Origin of the sequence: Halomonas sp. JB37 (assembly GCF_002332255.1) — a bacterium.
Taxonomy (GTDB): domain Bacteria; phylum Pseudomonadota; class Gammaproteobacteria; order Pseudomonadales; family Halomonadaceae; genus Vreelandella; species Vreelandella casei.
Genome location: NZ_NRGW01000001.1, coordinates 2,726,548 through 2,744,782, shown reverse-complemented (window position 1 = coordinate 2,744,782; position 18,235 = coordinate 2,726,548). Strand labels below are relative to the sequence as shown.

Here is an 18,235-nt window from a genome sequence, read left to right as displayed (position 1 = left end):
GCGAGGGCGCTGGTATGCTTGCCGCCGGAGTTGGCCAGACAGTCGCCGCTGATACCCCTTAAAAGGTGTTGGGGGAGGAAAGTCCGGGCTCCATAGGGCAGAGTGCCAGGTAACGCCTGGGCGGTGCGAGCCGACGGAAAGTGCAGCAGAGAGTAGACCGCCTAAGCCCTCGGATATAAATGCTGAGGGCCGGTAAGGGTGAAAGGGTGCGGTAAGAGCGCACCGCGCGCCTGGCAACAGTGCGTGGCATGGTAAACCCCACTCGGAGCAAGACCAAATAGGGACCCAATGGCGTGGCCCGCGCTGGGTCCGGGTAGGTTGCTTGAGCGCTGTGGTAACGCAGCGCCTAGAGGAATGGCTGTCCACGACAGAACCCGGCTTATCGGCCGACTCCCCCTTTTTATACCAAGGCGTGCATGCACGCCTTCCCAAATCTTCTGTGAGAGAAACATGTCTTCTCCTGACGCTGAACAGGTTGCTAACCGCTTTCGCCATACCAGCGTATTACTGGAGGGTGCTGTCGATGCCTTGGTCAATGACATCCAAGGTGTTTATCTAGATGGTACTTTCGGGAGAGGTGGTCACTCACGCGTGATTTTAGAACGGCTTGATGAGCAGGGCCGGTTGCTGGCGATGGATCGCGACCCTCAGGCCATTGCAGCTGCCGCTGAAATAGACGATTCACGCTTTCACATTACTCAGCGTGAGTTTGCCCAGCTGGGCGAGTTTGCTCGTGAGCAGGGCGTGTTCGGAAAGCTTTCAGGGATACTGCTCGATGTGGGCGTTTCATCGCCACAGTTGGATGATCCTGAGCGCGGTTTTAGTTTTATGCGCGACGGGCCGCTGGACATGCGCATGGACCCTACCCAGGGACAAAGCGTTGCTGAATTTCTGGCGCGGGCGAGCGAAACCGACATTGCTTACGTGTTCAAAACCTATGGCGAAGAGCGCTATGCCAAACGCCTAGCGCGTGCCGTGGTTACCCGGCGAGTTGAAAAGCCGTTCACCCATACGGTGGATTTAGCCGAAGTGCTAAAAGTCGCTCATCCTGCCTGGGAGAAAGGGCGCCACCCCGCGACGAAAGCATTCCAAGGGCTGCGCATTTTTGTCAATGGTGAGCTTGAGCAGTTGGACAGCGCGCTTGACGCCGCGTTAGAGGCGCTGGCACCCGGTGGGCATTTGGTTGTGATCAGCTTTCACTCATTGGAAGATCGTCGTGTGAAGCGCTTTATTCGTCATCACGTGCGCGGCGATACTCACTTGCCGCGCGGCGTGCCTATCCGCGACGATCAGTTGAATCGCCGCCTTGAGGCGCTGGGCAAAGGCGTGCGGCCAAGCGACGAGGAAGTAGATGCTAATCCTCGTTCACGCAGTGCCGTGATGCGGGCTGCGCGTAAACGGATGTAATCATGAGCATGGATCGGATTGAGCAGTGGGCAACCACGCTACGCACCGAATGGCCTTTTAAGCTGCGCCTGCGCACTTGGCCCGTCATTATTAGCCTATTGTTTTTACTCTGCATGGCCTCTGGGTTGAGCGTCGTCGTCACGACTTACATGACGCGGGTTCAATTTGCTCAGTTGCAACAGCTAGAGCAAGAGGAGAGTCAGTTGCAGACTGAATGGGGGCAGCTATTGCTTGAGGAGGGCGCTTGGTCAACACCTGCGCGCATTGAGCAAATTGCGACTGATCGCCTGGGTATGCGAATTCCTGATGTCAACGATGTCGAGGTGATTCGACCATGATGCGTGAGCGTCGAGGCGGCACCTCTCGTCAGCAGCCCGTTGCGCCTCCTTTAGGCGGCGGGCGTTTTCTTTTTATTCTTATCGCTATTGCTTTAGCGTCTACGATCCTCATCGGTCGCATCACTCTTCTGCAGGTTATTGATCGTCCCTTTTTGCAGAGTCAGGGGGATGCTAGAACCCTGCGTCATGAAGCGATACCTGCCCACCGGGGCATGATTACAGATCGCAATGGCGAGCCGCTGGCAATTTCTACACCCGTAGTAACGCTATGGGCCAACCCCCAAGAATTGCCAGTAGACGCTATCCAGCGTGTGATGTTAGCGCAAGCGCTAGGAATGACGCTGGACGATTTTGAGTCGCGAGTCTCGCGTTATAGTGAACGTGAATTTATGTATTTACGTCGCCAAATGACGCCTGCTGCCGCTCAGCGAATTCTCGACTTGCGCACCCCTGGCGTTTATCCCCAGCGTGAATATAAGCGCTATTATCCTGCCGGTGAGGTGGCTGCCCAGCTGTTGGGGGTGACCAATGTAGATGATATCGGCCAGGAGGGGTTAGAACTCTCCTATCAGTCCTACTTAGCCGGACACCCGGGGCAGCGCCGCGTTATTAAAGATCGCCGAGGCCGTTTGGTGCGCGAGCTGGGTGTGATTAGTGAGGCCCAGCCAGGGGGCGAGCTGATTTTAGCGATTGATCAGCGCATCCAATACATGGCCTACCGCGAGCTGCGAGCGGCGGTCGCTGAGCATGATGCGGATGGCGGCGTGCTGGTGATGATGGATGCACGCACTGGAGAAGTGTTGGCAATGGCCAACCTGCCTTCCTACAATCCCAATAACCGGGCGGGGCTTGATCCTCGTGGGCTGCGTAATCAGGCGTTGGTGGATGTGTTTGAGCCAGGCTCTGTAATGAAGCCATTGGCCATGGCCGCCGTGCTGGAAAGTGGCGTCGTTGATCGTGATGCCTTGGTAGACACCTCGCCTGGCTGGATGCGGCTGGATCAGTTTACCATTCGCGATTTCCGTAACTACGGTGAGCTAGATCTAGCGGGGATCCTTGAGCACTCTTCAAACGTGGGCATGTCTCGTTTGGCGCTACGCCTCAGCGATACTGCGATTTGGGAAAAGTATAATCAGTTAGGATTAGGGCAGGCACCTGGCACCGGTTTCCCCGGTGAGTCGACGGGTAGTTTGCCTGCTCCAGTGCGTTGGTCGCGTAGCGAGCGGGCAACGCTTTCCTATGGATATGGCCTATCCGTTTCAGCGGTCCAGTTGGCGAGTGCCTACACCGCTATTGCAAACAACGGCGAACGTTTGCCGCCGTCTTTACTGCGCCTGTCTGAACCACCTCAGGGTATACCGGCGATGTCGCCCACTGTTGCCAATGATCTGCTTAATATTCTTGAAACCTCAGTTGCCGCCTATACCGGCGGACGACGAGCACGCGTTGAAGGCTACCGTGTAGGGGGGAAAACGGGCACGGTGCGTAAAATAGGCCAGCAGGGCTATACCACCGATGCTTATCGCAGTGTTTTTGCCGGGATTGCACCTATTTCAGACCCGCGAATTGTTACCGTTGTCATGATTGATCATCCCAAAGCGGGTGAGTTTTACGGCGGCGCCGTTGCGGCACCCGTGTTTTCCAGTGTGACGGGTAATGCTTTACGCTTGTTAGACGTGCCGCCGGATCATGAGGCGGAGTAGCTTTTAAGGAGATGGCATGACGCTGAGTCCAGGCGATGTGTTGACGGCGCTCAGGCAGGTATGGCCAGCGTCACCGCTGCCCGTTGACCTACCTACGCTTCCTGCAGAGGTGCGGATCGAAACAGATTCGCGCAAGCTGCAGCCGGGGGACATTTTTGTAGCGGTGCCGGGTAGTCTGCGTGACGGTCGCGATTTTATTGATCTGGCCATTGAGGCTGGCGCTGCGCTTATCTTGGCGCAAGGGCTGCATGACGATATGCAGTTAGAAGGGCGGGTGTTGGCGCTTCCTCATCTGTCGACGCGCCTGGGCGAGTTCGGCAGCGCGCTGTTTAAAGTGCCGTCTGATCTTGAGGTCATCGGCGTTACCGGTACCAATGGTAAGAGCTCAGTGACGCATTACATCGCGGCCCTCAGCGAGGCGCTGGGAATCAAAGCGGGTGTCATTGGTACGTTAGGCATGGGGCGCCCAGGTGCGCTTAATGATAGCGGCTTAACAACGCCGGGTCCGCTGATGCTTCAAGCGGCGCTGGGCGAGCTTGCGCAGCAGGGCGTTCGTCGTGTCGCGGTAGAAGTCTCTTCTCACGCGCTTGATCAGCGGCGCTTGGAGGCCGTCAACGTTAGCGTGGGCGTGTTTACCAATTTGACCCGCGATCACCTGGATTACCACGGCAGTATGGCAGCCTATGCGGCTTCAAAAGCGAAGCTATTTCGTCGCTCAGAGCTTAGCTTAGTGGTTGTGAACGGTGATGATGCGTTGGCGCGTTTAATGCTGGCAGGCTGCGCCAAAGGCGTTCGAGTCTTGGCGACGGGCCAAGACGAGGCGGTCACGTTCAGAGTGATGGATTGGCAGGCCTTTGAGCATGGTCAGCAGGCAATGATTGCAACGCCGGAAGGCGAGAAAATACTGTCGTTAAAACTCATGGGCCGTTTTAATTTAGACAATGTGCTGCAGGCAATGGCCGTGCTTTATGGGATGGGGGAGTCGATTGATGTGCTCTTTGAGGCCGCGTCATCGCTCACCCCCGTGCCCGGCCGCATGGCGCTCTACCGCGATACTGATACGCCTAGCGTGGTCGTCGACTATGCTCATACGCCGGACGCTCTGCGCAGCGCATTGCAAGCGCTGCGAGCGCACTTAGGCAGTGCAGGCAAGCTATGGTGCCTATTTGGCTGTGGTGGCGATCGCGATACGGGAAAGCGTGCCGAAATGGCCAAGATCGCCGAACAGCTCGCGGATAACGTTGTGGTTACCGATGATAATCCTCGCTATGAGGCAGCTGCGGACATTCGTCAGCAAATATTGACCGGCTTCTCCGCTGCTGCACAGCCCATTGAAATAGCGGATCGTCGCCAGGCAGTGGCGACCGCTATTCACGATGCTAGTCCTCAGGACGTGGTGCTTATCGCTGGAAAAGGGCATGAGGCGTATCAAGATATTCAGGGGGTACGCCACGCCTATGAAGACAGTCAAGAGATCCTGCGCGCCTTTGCTGTACGGAGAGCCTTATAATGCGCTGGACGCTCGGTCAGCTAGCCACAATGCTCAGCATTGCCGTGCCTGCCGCCAATGCACAAGTGTTGATCAGCTCGATCGTCATCGATAGCCGTAAAATCGAGCCCGGATGTTTGTTTGTGGCGCTAAGAGGCCCTAATTTTGATGGTCATGACTTTGTAAAGCATGCCTATGAACTCGGCGCTGCAGCGGCTTTAGTCGATACGCCTATCGATAGCGATTTGCCTCAGTTGGTATGCCCCGACACGCGCTTAGGTCTAGGGTTGCTCGCCGGGGCGCATCGCCAAGCATGGCACGGCGCTTTAGTGGCCGTGACTGGCAATAGTGGTAAAACGTCTGTTAAGGAAATGTGTGCGGCGCTGCTGGCACCTTTGGGGAATGTTTTAGCCACTCAAGGCAATCTGAATAATGATATCGGTGCGCCGCTTACGCTGTTGAGGTTAGCGCCGAGCCACGCCGCTGCTGTGATAGAGCTTGGGGCGAACCACCTTGGTGAAATTGCCTGGACGGTTCACATGGCAAAGCCTGACGTTGCGCTTATTACCAACGTGACTGGCGCTCATGTCGGTGAGTTTGGCGGAATGGGCCAGATCGCACAGGCGAAAAGCGAAGTGCTGGACGGCCTAAGCGAGAGCGGTACAGCTATAGTGAATCGCGACGATCGCTATTTTTCCTTTTGGGCCGCGCGCAATGCACCTCGGCGATTAGTGAGTTTTGGCTTTCACAGCTCGGCTGATGTTAGTGCCTCAGCGCTTTCCTGTGATCCTCAAGGACGTTATGCTTTCACGCTTATGCATAATGGCGAAGCGTTAGGCCGCGTTCAACTGCGGTTGTTGGGTAAGCATAATGTAAGTAATGCGCTGGCAGCAGCGGCAGCGGCGTTAGTGCTAGGCGTTACTGCAGAGCAGGTTGTTGAACGCCTTCAGTCTCTGCAAACGTTAGCAGGTAGGTTGGCCGTTGTGCCCGGTTTACGTGGGGCGAATGTGCTCGACGATACCTATAATGCTAACCCTGGCGCGGTCAAGGCGGCTTTGGATACGCTGGCAAGCTTTCCTGCGCCCCGCTGGTGTGCGCTAGGTGCGATGGGTGAGCTAGGCAGTGAGTCGGACGCGCTGCATGCAGAGATTGGCCGCTATGCCGCGGCACTAGGGATTGATGAACTGTTGACGCTAGGCGAGGCCGCCCGTGCCGCCAGCGATGCCTTTGGTCGAGGGCTGCATTTTAACGATCACGAGGCGCTAACGCGCCATGTCACTAATACTTTGCCGCCTGATACCACGTTGCTGGTGAAAGGATCGCGCAGCGCAGGCATGGAACATGTCGTTAAAGCGCTGCGTTCGGATGAAATAAGGTAAACGCCGTTCATGTTACTTCACTTGGCGAATTTTTTATCGCAGTACCAATCTGCTTTCCAGGTTGTTAATTACTTAACCCTGCGGGTGATTTTAGGTGCCCTCACGTCATTAATGCTGTGCCTGTGGCTAGGGCCATGGATGATCAGGCGTTTGGTTGAAGGGCAAATTGGTCAAGCAGTGCGTGATGATGGGCCTAAGTCGCATCTCTCTAAAGCAGGCACGCCCACGATGGGCGGGGCAATGATACTACTGGCTATTGCGATCAGTACCTTGCTATGGGGGGACTTAACGAATCTATATATTTGGGTTGTCTTGGCGGTCACCTTAGGCTTTGGCGCCATTGGCTGGGTGGACGATTATCGCAAAGTGGTTGAGAAAAACCCGCGGGGTCTGCCTGCTCGCTGGAAATACTTTTGGCAATCTATCGTTGGGTTAGGGGCCGCGGTGCTGCTTTATGTCACCGCCTCTACGCCGGTTGAAACCAGTTTGCTCGTGCCGCTATTCAAAGACGTTGCCCTGCCTTTGGGCGTTTTCTATATCGTTCTCACCTATTTTGTCATTGTCGGTAGCTCCAACGCGGTGAACTTGACCGATGGTCTTGATGGCCTGGCGATCATGCCTACCGTGCTGGTGGCGATGGGCTTGTCGGTTTTCGCGTATGCGAGCGGCAACACCGTGTTTGCCGACTATCTGCACATTCCGTTTATTGCTGGCACCGGCGAGCTAGCGGTTTTTTGCGCCACGATTGCCGGTGCTGGGCTGGGTTTCTTGTGGTTTAACACCTATCCCGCGCAGGTTTTTATGGGCGATGTGGGCGCGCTAGCACTGGGCGCTGCGCTCGGCGTGGTGGCGGTAATTGTTCGCCAAGAAATAGTGCTATTTATCATGGGCGGCATTTTTGTCCTCGAAACGGTGTCAGTAATTCTTCAGGTGGGGTCGTACAAGCTGACCGGGCGTCGCATCTTCCGTATGGCGCCGTTGCACCACCATTATGAATTGAAAGGCTGGCCCGAACCTCGCGTCATCGTACGCTTCTGGATTATTACCGTAGTGCTGGTGTTACTCGGCCTTGCGACGCTCAAAATTCGTTAATGCACGTAGTCATGACGGCTACGCCTATTAGGCGTGGCATTGTGCGACAAGGAGCCGTTGATGGTTCGAGTAGCTAAAGGTTTGACGCTGGTAGTAGGGCTAGGGGTCTCAGGTCGCGCTATTTGCCGTCATTTAACGCGCTTAAATCTGCCCTATATGGTCGCCGATACGCGCGCCGCGCCACCGGGGTTGGATGACTTTCGCGCTGCTCACCCTGGGGTTGCTATTCACTGTGGTTCGCTCACAGCGCTTGATTTAAGCGATGTAAAAGAGGTCGTAGTGAGCCCCGGTCTTGATTCTCGTATGGCAGGACTAGAAAGCCTCGCTGATCAGTTAAGCCCTGACACCGGTGAGCCAATGGTGGTGGGTGAAATTGCGCTCTTTGTGCGTGCAGCCCATGCGCCTATTGCGGCGATCACCGGGTCTAATGCGAAGTCGACGGTTACCACTCTATTGGGCGACATGGCGGCTGCCGCTGGTGTTGATGCAGCTGTCGGCGGTAATTTAGGCACTCCCGCGCTGGATTTATTGGCCAGCCATCCTAATGCTGAACTTTTCATACTAGAGCTTTCCAGTTTCCAGCTTGAGACAACGCCTCGTTTAGGCGCCAGCTGTGCAGCTTTTTTAAATTTGTCGGAAGATCATCTGGATCGTCATGGTGATATGCACGGTTATCGCGCGGCTAAGCAGCGAATTTTTATCGGAGCTCAGCACGCCGTTGTCAACGCCGATGAGCCTTTAACGTGGCCCGACCAGCGGGTTGCCCAGATTGCTCACTTCTCAACGAAAGCGCCCAGCGGTTCTGAATGGGGCTTAACGCTTTGTCACGATACGTTGACGTTAATGCAGGGTAATAAGCCTTGGCTGGCGGTTGATGAGATGCCTATGGCCGGCCAGCACAATTACGCAAACGCACTTGCCGCGCTGGCCATGGGGCAGGCGCTAGGCTTTGCCGAAGCGCCCATGTGTGAGGCGCTGCGTGAATTTAAAGGCTTGGCGCATCGTAGTGAAGTGGTGGCGCGTATTAACGGCGTTACCTGGGTGAACGACTCTAAAGGCACCAATGTGGGGGCTACGTTAGCGGCCATTAACGGTATTGGCGCTTCGCTGGAAGGGCGCTTGATTCTATTGGCTGGCGGAGTCGGTAAGGGGGCGGATTTTTCTCCTTTAGCGGCGCCGCTTGCCTCATGCGCGCGGCATGTGTTGCTATTCGGCTTAGATGCCCCGCGCTTAGCAGGCGCGTTAATTAAGCATGTGAGTGTCCAAGAAGTAGACAATTTATCCCAAGCCATGGAGGCTGCCTTTAAACTCGCCCAACCCGGAGATTGCGTGCTCTTATCCCCCGCCTGTGCCAGCCTAGATCAGTTTGCCAATTATCAAGAGCGCGGCGATATGTTTCGACGCTGGATCGAGCAGAAGGCGCAGCGTGTCACCGAGGCTTCTCTATGAGCAGACTTCAGCGTTTACGCGCTGCACTTACGACCCGTGATCTACCTTGCGATATTTGGTTGATTATTGCAGCCGTAGCTTTAGCTGGGCTGGGGTGGGTCATGGTGAGCTCAGCATCGATTGGCCTGTTGGAAGATACCTTTCACTACTCGCGCCAGCATGGCGTTTTTCTAGTGATCTCTATTGTCGCCTGTATCTTTATGCTCTGCGTGCCGCTTGAAGTCTGGCGCCAAAATGCTGCACTGATTCTCATGGCCAGTATTTTTCTGTTGATTCTGGTGCTGTTCGTTGGTCAAGAGATTAATGGTAGTAAGCGCTGGATTGCATTACCGGGACCATTGCCTAGCTTACAGGTCTCTGAGTTTGCCAAAATTGGGCTTATTTTCTACATGGCGGCGTTTATGTCGCGCTTTACTTATGATCTCCGTCAGCGGGCATTTAGCATGTGGCGCCCGTTGGCTGTGCTGGCCGCACCGGTTGGTCTGCTGTTTCTAGCTCCTGACTTTGGCGGCATGGTGGTGCTCGCTATTTGTGTCATCGGTATGCTGATGATGAGCGGAGCATCGCTGGTATTACTGGTTGGTAGTGGCGGGCTGCTCGGTTCTGGCGCGGTCATGATGGTCATCATTGAACCCTATCGACTGGCGCGCTGGACCAGTTTTCTCGACCCCTGGGCTGATCAGTTCGCTACGGGCTATCAGTTGACTCAGGCGTTAATTGCGTTTGGTCGCGGCCATGTTACAGGCACTGGTTTGGGCAATAGTGTGCAAAAGCTGCACTATTTGCCTGAGGCGCACACCGACTTTATTTTTGCCGTCATTGCTGAAGAGCTCGGTATGATTGGCGCCATTATTGTTGTCTTACTGTTTACTATTTTTATTGCTCGCGCAATGTGGGTGGGGCGGCGTGCTGAGTTGGCGGGCCATCTGTTTGGTGCCTACGTCAGTTACGGTATTGGATTTGTCATTGCGGCTCAAGCATTTATCAATATCGCGGTGAGCTCTGGGTTGCTGCCTACCAAAGGACTAACGCTGCCGCTGATAAGCTATGGCGGCTCAAGCCTGCTGGTGACCGGTATGATGGTGGGACTGCTGCTGCGCGTCGATGCCGAAACACGCCATCGTCCTCGGCGTTCCTCTACGCCTTATAAGCCGCGCCATGAGCCGCGTTTATCGTAGGCATTTTAGGAGTTTAATGTGACCACGAACGCACGTCGAAGAGTGCTGATTATGGCAGGTGGAACCGGTGGCCACGTGTTTCCTGCGCTTTCACTCGCTCGGGCACTGCAAGCGCAGCAAGTAGACGTTGAATGGCTAGGCAGCCCTAGGGGCATTGAAAATCGCCTTGTTCCTGAAGCGGGCATTACATTGCACACCATTGCAGTAAGCGGACTGCGCGGCAATGGGTTAATGGGCTGGCTCAAGGCGCCGCTGAATCTTACCCGCGCCGTTTTGCAGGCGCGTGCAGTTATTCGCGATTTTAAACCCCAGGTTGTGGTAGGGCTGGGCGGCTTTGCCAGCGGCCCCGGTGGGCTTGCGGCATGGCTAATGCGCATCCCGCTGATTATTCATGAGCAGAATGCTGTGGCGGGGCTCACCAACCGCGTTTTATCACGCTTCGCCAAGCGCACCTTTGCGGCATTTCCGGAAGCCTTTGGCGCGCGCGCCGACGTTATCGGCAATCCGGTGCGTGACGATATTGCCAGCCTAGGCAGTGCGCCGCGTGATGTGTCTGTACTGTCCGCGCGCCCTCTACGATTGTTAGTAGTGGGCGGCTCGCTTGGCGCGGTTGCGCTCAATGAACGCCTGGCGCCTGCTTTGGCGCAGCTGCCTGAAGAGCAACGCCCCCAGGTGCGCCATCAGGCAGGCAAAGGTCGTGATGCGGATACAACAGCGCTTTACCAGCAGTACGGTGTTGTCGCAGAAGTCAGTGCGTTTATCGATGATATGGCCGCTGCCTATGACTGGGCTGACCTTGTCGTATGCCGTTCGGGCGCCTTAACGGTCGCTGAGCTGGCGGCGGCGGCCAAGCCCGCGCTGCTGGTGCCTTTTCCCTTCGCGGTTGATGACCATCAGCGTATCAATGCCCAGGTGCTGGTAAACGCCGGTGCGGCACAGTGCGTTGTTCAGTCAGATCTGACCGTTGAGCGTTTAACCGATTTTTTAAATGAATTACTCGTCCCAAATACCCTGGCAATGATGGCGTCTAAAGCACGCCAAGCCGCCCATTTAGACGCCACAGAGCGCTTAGTGGAAGGGTGTTTGGCGATGGTGTCGTTAGGAGACTCTGCGTGACCGATCTAATCAAGTCCATGACGCCCCAGCGTGGTTGTACAACGGCTCCGGGAATGCGCCGCATCCGGCGTATTCATTTCGTGGGCATCGGTGGTGTCGGTATGTGCGGTATCGCAGAGGTACTTGCCAATCAGGGTTACACCGTTAGTGGTAGTGACATGAGCGCCTCATCCGCGGTGGAGCGGCTGCGTCAATGTGGTGTTTGTATCGAGATTGGCCACGCTGAAGCCCACGTTGATGGGGCGGACGTGGTGGTCGTATCAAGTGCCATTGATGACACGAATCCAGAAATTCGCTGGGCCCATGAGCATCGCGTGCCGGTCGTGCGTCGGGCAGAAATGCTGGCGGAGCTGATGCGTTTTAGACACGGCATCGCGGTTGCCGGTACCCATGGTAAAACGACGACGACCAGCTTAACGGCGACGCTGCTCGCGGAAGGCGGGCTTGATCCGACGTTTGTGATTGGTGGAAAACTCACCAGTGCTGGCGCTAACGCACGCTTGGGCGCCGGTGATTACTTGGTCGCTGAAGCCGATGAATCGGATGCCTCGTTTTTGCATCTTCAGCCGATGGTATCCATTGTTACTAATATCGATGCTGATCATATGGCGACGTATGGTGGGGACTTCGAACGCCTGAAGAGCACCTTTATCGAGTTTCTGCACAACCTGCCGTTTTATGGGTTGGCGGTACTCTGCATTGATGATCCGCACATTCGCGGTCTCTGCGAGCAAGTTAAGCGCCAATTCGTGACCTATGGGTTTGACAGCGATGCCGACTATCGCATTGTAGATTTTTCTCAGTGCGGCGGTGAAGTCACATTTACTGCGCTGCGCCCGGGAGACGTTGAGCCACTACGGGTACGTTTAGCGATGCCTGGGCGTCACAATGCATTGAATGCTATGGCGGCGATTGTCGTAGCCACCGATGCTGGCGTTAGCGATGCCGCTATCTTAAGCGGTTTAGCGGGCTTTGCTGGGGTAGGGCGTCGTTTCCAGGTGCATGGCCACTTTCCTGCACCAAAAGGAGATGGCGACATCATGCTGGTAGATGACTACGGTCACCATCCGCGTGAAGTCGACATGGTGATTCAGGCTATTCGCGCAGGCTGGCCCGAACGCCGCTTGGTAATGCTCTATCAGCCCCATCGCTATAGCCGGACCCGTGATTTGTACGAAGACTTTGTGCGGGTGCTTTCCCAGGTTGATACGCTGGTGTTGCTGGATGTTTATAGTGCCGGTGAGGCCGTGATTCCCGGGGCGGAAGGGCGAACGCTGGCAGGCTCTATTCGCCAACGTGGCGAAGTGGATCCGCTATTTGTAGAGCACAAGCATGAGCTGCCAACGCTACTCGCCAACGTGCTACGCCCCGATGATATTTTAATTACTCAAGGGGCAGGCGATGTGGGCGGAATTTCTCTTCGCCTGGCGCAGGCGCAGCTAGTGATGAATGAGGTAGAACTGTGAGCGTTGATGTGACCAATACACAATCCCCTGAAAACGTCGTTGTGGTTTACGGCGGCACGTCTGCTGAGCGTGATGTGTCGCTTAAAAGCGGTGCCGCGATTCTGAATGCGCTGAAGCGTAAAGGCGTGGCGGTATGTGGCTATGATCTGCGCGATAAAGGTTTAGTCGGCTTGGAACAGCTGGCGCCTTCCGTAGTATTTGTCGCTCTGCACGGTCGCGGTGGAGAAGATGGAACGCTACAGGGCGCTTTGGAATTGCTCAATATCCCTTATACCGGCAGCGGTGTTTTGGCCTCTGCGCTGGGTATGGATAAGCAGCGCACTAAGCAAGTATGGCACGCGGTGGGTCTGCCAACGCCTGAAAGTATTATGCTGGATGCAAGCTCTGACTGGGCTGCCGTGGTAGCTGAGCTTGGTTTACCGTTAATTGTGAAGCCGGTGCATGAAGGCTCAACGCTTGGTATCAGCATTGTGAAAAGTCAGGCAGCGCTGGAAGCGGCCTACCAAGAAGCAGCGCAATTTGATGCGCGCGTCATGGCGGAGCGTTTTGTCGTTGGGGATGAGTACACCGTCGCGCTGCTGGGCGATCAGGTGCTTCCGGCGATTCGCGTTGAGGTGCCGGGTGGGTTTTACGATTACGAAGCCAAATATATCTCTAACACGACTCAGTATCATCTGCCCTGCGGCTTGTCTGTTGAACAAGAAGCCGTGCTTGCAGTGCTCTGCCAGAAAGCGTTTGCCGCCATTGGCTGCGAGGGCTGGGGTCGGGTTGACGTTATGCACGACGGAGAAGGGCGCTTTTGGCTACTAGAAGTCAATACAGTGCCGGGTATGACCGATCATAGCCTGGTTCCTCAGGCGGCCGCTTACGCTGGGATTGATTTTGATGATCTCGTGCTACAAATACTCAACACCGCAGGCGAGTAGTAACAGCATGAATAATGCCTTATTTAAAAGTGCCTTATGAAAAGGCGCAATGCTTGGCTGGGGATTATCCTGCTTGCTTTGCTTATGGGAGCAGGCGGGCGTGCGCTTTGGTTGTGGCTAGATCGTCCCATCGAACGGGTGTCTATTCGCGGCGAATGGGAGTACGTGAGCGCTGATTATTTGCGCACTCAGCTTGCTCCGCTGGTGGTAAATGCCACCTGGCTGTCGGCAGATCTTGGTGAACTACGTGATCGAGCCCTCGATATTGGCTGGTTGAACGAAGTGCGTATTTCCCGTGAATGGCCCAATGCCTTAGTGTTTGAGTTGGTTGAGCAGCAGCCCGTTGCACGTTGGAATGATGACTTCTTAGTTAATCCCAAGGGCGAGGCTTTTGCTTTTGCGCCGCTTTCTCCACCGTCCGGGCTCCCAGATTTAGCAGGGCCTAACGGAAGCAGTGAAGAAGTATTGCGTTATTACCAGCGGTTAAAATCTCACTTTGCACAGCTATCGCTTGATCTTACGCAACTGCGTTTAGAGCCAAGGGGTGCTTGGCGGTTACAGTTAAATGATGGTGTTTGGGTAATGTTGGGTCGTCGGGAGCACGAAGTCCGCTTAGCCAGGTTGTCTGCGTCATGGCAACGAGAACTATATTCTCTTGGTGACAAGATTCGCTATATTGATCTGCGCTACCCTAATGGCGTTGCCGTTGCGTGGCATGGAGAAAGTGAATTTGAGGAGCCAGATGAGTAACAATGCTATTACTTAGTGCAAATAAGGTGTAAAAGTGAGTGGTTGCCATCGCTGAAAAGTCGATATTAGCCTTCATTTTGCTTTCAAAGCCTATTATTGTGTGTTTGTACTAGTCGTATTGCTACTATTGTTTCTATACTATGGCCCAGGCGCTGGTTAAATAGTTTTTTAAATTCGACTATTTGTACTTAGCATGATGTGAGAAACATCACTGATTATTTCGGGTTGTACGCCTTCAATGTTTAACGTTGGATTAAGTGCCTCCCTATTTATATTTACCTTTAAACATGACGCAAGGAGATTTACCGACTCATGGCAGGCTCACCCAACGCATCCAATATGGTGGTCGGGCTGGACATTGGAACGTCCAAGGTCGTCGCGATAGTCGGTCAACCTACCGATGACGGCGGAATTGAAATTGCCGGTATTGGCTCGCATCCTTCGCGTGGAATGAAACGCGGCGTGGTGATCAATATTGAATCCACCGTGCAGTCTATTCAGCGGGCAGTAGAAGAAGCTGAGTTAATGGCTGGCTGTGATATTCACTCGGTATATGTTGGCGTCGCGGGCAGCCATATTAGCTCAATGAACTCTGATGGCGTCGTGGCCATTAAAGAGCGTGAAGTAACCCCTTCAGATATTGAGCGTGTTATTGACTCGGCTCGTGCTCGTGCTATTTCAGAAGGGCAGCGTGTCCTTCATGTGTTACCTCAAGAATTTTCGATTGACGCTCAGGGCGGCATTCGTGAGCCATTAGGTATGTCAGGCGTACGCTTAGAAGCTCAGGTACATTTGGTCACCGCGGCGTTAAACGCGGTGCAGAATATTGAAAAATGCGTGCGGCGGTGTGGCTTGGAAGTAGACGCCATTATTTTAGAGCAGCTTGCCTCAAGCATGGCCGTGCTTACAGAAGACGAGCGTGAGCTGGGCGTGTGCATGGTAGATATCGGCGGCGGCACTACCGATATGGCTATCTTTACCGAAGGTGCTATACGTCATACAGCGGTTATTCCTATTGCTGGCGACCAGGTCACCAACGATATTGCAATGGCACTGCGTACGCCCACGCAGCATGCAGAAGAAATCAAAGTTAAATATGCTTGTGCGCTTACTCATTTAGCGGCAAGTGATGAAATGATTAAAGTTCCTAGCGTCGGCGATCGCGCTGCTCGTGATTTATCACGTCAGGCGCTGGCTGAAGTGGTAGAACCACGTTACGAAGAGCTGTTTACGCTAATACGAGATGAATTACGTCGCAGTGGCTATGAGGATATGGTCGCTGCAGGGATAGTGCTTACCGGCGGTACTTCGCGCATGGAAGGCGTTAGCGAATTGGCGGAAGAAATTTTCCATATGCCCGTTCGTATCGCTTGCCCTCAAAATGTAAAAGGTTTGGCGGATGTCGTCCGTAACCCGATTTATGCTACGGGTGTTGGCTTGCTGCACTATGCCTTGCAGGAAACGCGTCATGGGCAAGGCTTGAAAAGCCACGGGGGAGTTGTTGCAGCTCATAAGGGCCGTAACGAACTTGCCCGGCGTGATATCAAGGAAGACCATTCGACGCTGGCAAGATTTAAAGGCTGGTTCAAAGGAAATTTCTGACAGGGCCGCAAGCGCGGTTCAGGAGACGGGGCTTATGTTCGAATTGGTAGATAACGCACCCTCGAGCAGTGCGGTCATCAAAGTGGTGGGTGTTGGCGGCGGTGGCGGCAATGCTGTTAACCATATGGTCGAAAGCAATATTGAGGGCGTAGAGTTTATTTGCGCCAATACTGACGCGCAGGCATTAAAGCGCGTGTCGGCTAAAACGGTATTGCAGCTAGGCAGTGAGATCACTAAAGGATTGGGCGCAGGTGCCAATCCTGAAGTGGGCCGTCAGGCGGCCATGGAAGACCGTGAGCGCATTGCTGAATTGCTGGTAGGCGCCGACATGGTGTTTATCACTGCCGGTATGGGCGGTGGTACCGGCACTGGCGGTGCGCCGGTTGTTGCACAGGTCGCCAAGGAGCTGGGGATACTCACCGTTGCGGTGGTAACGCGCCCCTTCCCCTTTGAAGGGCCTAAGCGTATGCGTGCAGCTGAAGAGGGCATGAAAGAGCTCTCTCAGCACGTTGATTCGTTGATTACGATTCCCAACGAAAAGCTGCTTTCTGTGCTGGGTAAAAATGCCACGTTGTTGACAGCATTTAGCGCTGCTAACGATGTGCTGCTCGGGGCGGTTCAGGGCATTGCTGAGCTGATCACTAGCCCAGGTATTATCAACGTCGACTTTGCAGATGTGCGCACGGTGATGTCCGAAATGGGCATGGCGATGATGGGTACCGGCGGCGCGACCGGTGAGAATCGTGCTCGTGAAGCGGCTGAAAAAGCTATCCGTAGCCCGCTATTGGAAGATATCGATCTTCATGGCGCACGCGGTATTCTGGTTAACATCACTGCAGGACCTGATCTGTCGATTGGTGAGTTCAATGATGTGGGCGCGACGGTGCAAGAATTTGCTTCTCCAGACGCTACTATTGTTGTGGGCACCTCCATTGATATGGAAATGTCCGATGAGCTGCGTGTCACCGTTGTGGCTGCAGGCTTAGATGGCAATCACAAAGCGAAAACGGCTGCGCGTGAACCGGCACGTCGTTCGGCGGCAGAGTCTTCATCTGACTATCGCAAACTGCAGCAGCCAACCGTAATGCGTCAGCAGGCGACGGCCCGCTCTGAAGCGCCTGAAGCCAATGCTAAACCGCGTTCTGAAAAGCGCCGGTCGACCGAAGCCGATGACTATCTGGACATCCCTGCGTTTTTACGCCGCCAGGCGGATTGATCCTCTTTATCAGGCAGGCTTTAACAGTGAGCAAGCGTTTTATTGGCTAAAACGCTCTCTCACTGTTAAAGTGAACACTGTTTGATAACTTTTTCCCTGCGGTAATCACCGTCACAAGAGTACGACTACTATCCATGATCAGACAACGCACCCTTCAAAACGTCATTCGCGCTACCGGAGTGGGCCTGCATTCTGGCAAGAAAGTCCATCTGGCTTTGCGTCCGGCGCCGGCCAATACAGGGATTGTGTTTGTTAGAACCGATCTGGAACCCGCTGCGCACGTGCCCGCAAAAGCTGAGTTGGTAGAAGATACTCGACTATGCACGGCGCTTTCGTATAACGGGGTTAAAGTAGCCACGGTTGAGCATTTAATGTCCGCCTTTGCAGGGCTCGGTATTGATAATGCTTACGTTGATGTAAGCGAGCCTGAAGTGCCCATTATGGATGGCAGTGCTAGCCCGTTCGTATTTTTGATTCAGTCGGCGGGTATTTTAGAGCAGGATGCGGCTAAGAAATTTATCCGTATCAAGCGTCGTGTGGCCGTCACCGATGGCGACAAAGAAGCCGTTTTTCTGCCTCACCAAGGGTTTAAGGTCTCGTTCGCGATCGACTTTGACCACCCCGTGTTTGAGCAGCAAAAGCAGACCGCGCTGATTGATTTTTCAACCACGTCTTTCGTTAAAGAAGTGTCGCGTGCACGTACCTTTGGTTTTATGCGTGATTTAGAGTTTTTGCGCTCTAATAATCTTGCGCTAGGCGGCAGTCTAGATAATGCGATCGTGGTAGATGATTATCGCATTGTTAACGAAGGTGGCCTGCGTTATGAAGACGAGTTTGTTAAGCATAAAGTCCTGGACGCGATTGGTGATTTATATCAGTTGGGCTATAGCCTGATTGGTGAATTCCGAGGTGTAAAATCAGGTCACGCGCTTAATAATCAGCTGTGTCGAGAACTAATGGCACAGCCCGATGCTTACGAAATCATTACCTTTGAAGAAGAAAAAGCGGTTGCACCCATCTCCTATGCAGCTCCTGCGATGGCGTAAAGCAGACATCCACTGCTGAATATTTAGTTGTCAGTTTTATAAAGCACCACTCATGTGGTGCTTTATGCATTTTAGGTC

15 protein-coding genes and 1 other RNA gene are annotated in these 18,235 nt (G+C 54.3%); all 16 read left to right on the top strand.

The window, feature by feature from the left end:
• Positions 1-26: 26 nt before the first annotated feature.
• The 16 genes from rnpB to lpxC all read left to right on the top strand — a co-directional run bounded on the left by rnpB (position 27) and on the right by lpxC (position 18,157).
• Positions 27-398: RNase P RNA component class A (rnpB, locus tag CIK78_RS12755), an RNA gene on the top strand.
• A 52-nt stretch (positions 399-450) separates the two neighbouring features.
• The gene (rsmH, locus tag CIK78_RS12750) at positions 451-1,407 is read left to right on the top strand and encodes a 16S rRNA (cytosine(1402)-N(4))-methyltransferase RsmH (RefSeq protein ID WP_096280694.1); all 957 of its coding nucleotides are present in this window, start codon (positions 451-453) and stop codon (positions 1,405-1,407) included.
• Between the two features lie 2 nt (positions 1,408-1,409).
• Positions 1,410-1,745: a cell division protein FtsL gene (ftsL, locus tag CIK78_RS12745; protein WP_096280691.1), complete on the top strand. Its 336-nt coding sequence runs from the start codon at positions 1,410-1,412 to the stop codon at positions 1,743-1,745.
• The gene (locus tag CIK78_RS12740) at positions 1,742-3,448 is read left to right on the top strand and encodes a penicillin-binding transpeptidase domain-containing protein (protein WP_096280688.1); all 1,707 of its coding nucleotides are present in this window, start codon (positions 1,742-1,744) and stop codon (positions 3,446-3,448) included. Before ftsL ends, CIK78_RS12740 begins: the two co-directional genes overlap by 4 nt.
• A 16-nt stretch (positions 3,449-3,464) precedes the next feature.
• On the top strand, positions 3,465-4,958 hold the full coding sequence (locus CIK78_RS12735; protein ID WP_096280685.1) for a UDP-N-acetylmuramoyl-L-alanyl-D-glutamate--2,6-diaminopimelate ligase: 1,494 nt from the start codon (positions 3,465-3,467) through the stop codon (positions 4,956-4,958).
• Positions 4,958-6,316: a UDP-N-acetylmuramoyl-tripeptide--D-alanyl-D-alanine ligase gene (murF, locus tag CIK78_RS12730; protein ID WP_096280683.1), complete on the top strand. Its 1,359-nt coding sequence runs from the start codon at positions 4,958-4,960 to the stop codon at positions 6,314-6,316. Before CIK78_RS12735 ends, murF begins: the two co-directional genes overlap by 1 nt.
• A gap of 9 nt (positions 6,317-6,325) precedes the next feature.
• Positions 6,326-7,408, top strand: coding sequence for a phospho-N-acetylmuramoyl-pentapeptide-transferase (gene mraY / locus CIK78_RS12725; protein WP_096280681.1), 1,083 nt, complete (start codon positions 6,326-6,328; stop codon positions 7,406-7,408).
• Positions 7,409-7,468: 60 nt separating this feature from the next.
• On the top strand, positions 7,469-8,857 hold the full coding sequence (gene murD / locus CIK78_RS12720) for a UDP-N-acetylmuramoyl-L-alanine--D-glutamate ligase (protein ID WP_096280678.1): 1,389 nt from the start codon (positions 7,469-7,471) through the stop codon (positions 8,855-8,857).
• Complete coding sequence (ftsW, locus tag CIK78_RS12715) at positions 8,854-10,035, top strand: putative lipid II flippase FtsW (RefSeq protein WP_096280675.1); 1,182 nt, start codon at positions 8,854-8,856, stop codon at positions 10,033-10,035. The genes murD and ftsW overlap by 4 nt, the downstream gene beginning before the upstream one ends.
• An 18-nt stretch (positions 10,036-10,053) precedes the next feature.
• Complete coding sequence (gene murG / locus CIK78_RS12710) at positions 10,054-11,151, top strand: undecaprenyldiphospho-muramoylpentapeptide beta-N-acetylglucosaminyltransferase (protein ID WP_096280672.1); 1,098 nt, start codon at positions 10,054-10,056, stop codon at positions 11,149-11,151.
• A 17-nt stretch (positions 11,152-11,168) separates the two neighbouring features.
• Positions 11,169-12,617 carry a UDP-N-acetylmuramate--L-alanine ligase gene (gene murC, locus CIK78_RS12705; protein WP_176483439.1) on the top strand — a complete coding sequence of 483 codons (1,449 nt, stop codon included), beginning with the start codon at positions 11,169-11,171 and terminating at the stop codon, positions 12,615-12,617.
• Complete coding sequence (locus tag CIK78_RS12700; protein WP_096280667.1) at positions 12,614-13,543, top strand: D-alanine--D-alanine ligase; 930 nt, start codon at positions 12,614-12,616, stop codon at positions 13,541-13,543. The genes murC and CIK78_RS12700 overlap by 4 nt, the downstream gene beginning before the upstream one ends.
• A gap of 36 nt (positions 13,544-13,579) precedes the next feature.
• Positions 13,580-14,293: a cell division protein FtsQ/DivIB gene (locus CIK78_RS12695; protein ID WP_096280664.1), complete on the top strand. Its 714-nt coding sequence runs from the start codon at positions 13,580-13,582 to the stop codon at positions 14,291-14,293.
• 312 nt (positions 14,294-14,605) lie between these two features.
• Positions 14,606-15,895: a cell division protein FtsA gene (ftsA, locus tag CIK78_RS12690; protein ID WP_096280661.1), complete on the top strand. Its 1,290-nt coding sequence runs from the start codon at positions 14,606-14,608 to the stop codon at positions 15,893-15,895.
• A 34-nt stretch (positions 15,896-15,929) separates the two neighbouring features.
• A complete protein-coding gene (ftsZ, locus tag CIK78_RS12685) occupies positions 15,930-17,111 on the top strand; it encodes a cell division protein FtsZ (protein WP_096280659.1) in 1,182 nt (393 codons plus the stop codon).
• Positions 17,112-17,245: 134 nt separating this feature from the next.
• The gene (gene lpxC, locus CIK78_RS12680; RefSeq protein ID WP_096280656.1) at positions 17,246-18,157 is read left to right on the top strand and encodes a UDP-3-O-acyl-N-acetylglucosamine deacetylase; all 912 of its coding nucleotides are present in this window, start codon (positions 17,246-17,248) and stop codon (positions 18,155-18,157) included.
• Positions 18,158-18,235: the final 78 nt, after the last annotated feature.

Bases quoted from the DNA above. Each gene is read 5' to 3' on its own strand.
- rsmH (WP_096280694.1), top strand. From the start codon at position 451: ATGTCTTCTCCTGACGCTGAACAGGTTGCTAACCGCTTTCGCCATACC.
- ftsL (WP_096280691.1), top strand. From the start codon at position 1,410: ATGAGCATGGATCGGATTGAGCAGTGGGCAACCACGCTACGCACCGAA.
- CIK78_RS12740 (WP_096280688.1), top strand. From the start codon at position 1,742: ATGATGCGTGAGCGTCGAGGCGGCACCTCTCGTCAGCAGCCCGTTGCG.
- CIK78_RS12735 (WP_096280685.1), top strand. From the start codon at position 3,465: ATGACGCTGAGTCCAGGCGATGTGTTGACGGCGCTCAGGCAGGTATGG.
- murF (WP_096280683.1), top strand. From the start codon at position 4,958: ATGCGCTGGACGCTCGGTCAGCTAGCCACAATGCTCAGCATTGCCGTG.
- mraY (WP_096280681.1), top strand. From the start codon at position 6,326: ATGTTACTTCACTTGGCGAATTTTTTATCGCAGTACCAATCTGCTTTC.
- murD (WP_096280678.1), top strand. From the start codon at position 7,469: ATGGTTCGAGTAGCTAAAGGTTTGACGCTGGTAGTAGGGCTAGGGGTC.
- ftsW (WP_096280675.1), top strand. From the start codon at position 8,854: ATGAGCAGACTTCAGCGTTTACGCGCTGCACTTACGACCCGTGATCTA.
- murC (WP_176483439.1), top strand. From the start codon at position 11,169: ATGACGCCCCAGCGTGGTTGTACAACGGCTCCGGGAATGCGCCGCATC.
- CIK78_RS12695 (WP_096280664.1), top strand. From the start codon at position 13,580: ATGAAAAGGCGCAATGCTTGGCTGGGGATTATCCTGCTTGCTTTGCTT.
- ftsA (WP_096280661.1), top strand. From the start codon at position 14,606: ATGGCAGGCTCACCCAACGCATCCAATATGGTGGTCGGGCTGGACATT.
- ftsZ (WP_096280659.1), top strand. From the start codon at position 15,930: ATGTTCGAATTGGTAGATAACGCACCCTCGAGCAGTGCGGTCATCAAA.
- lpxC (WP_096280656.1), top strand. From the start codon at position 17,246: ATGATCAGACAACGCACCCTTCAAAACGTCATTCGCGCTACCGGAGTG.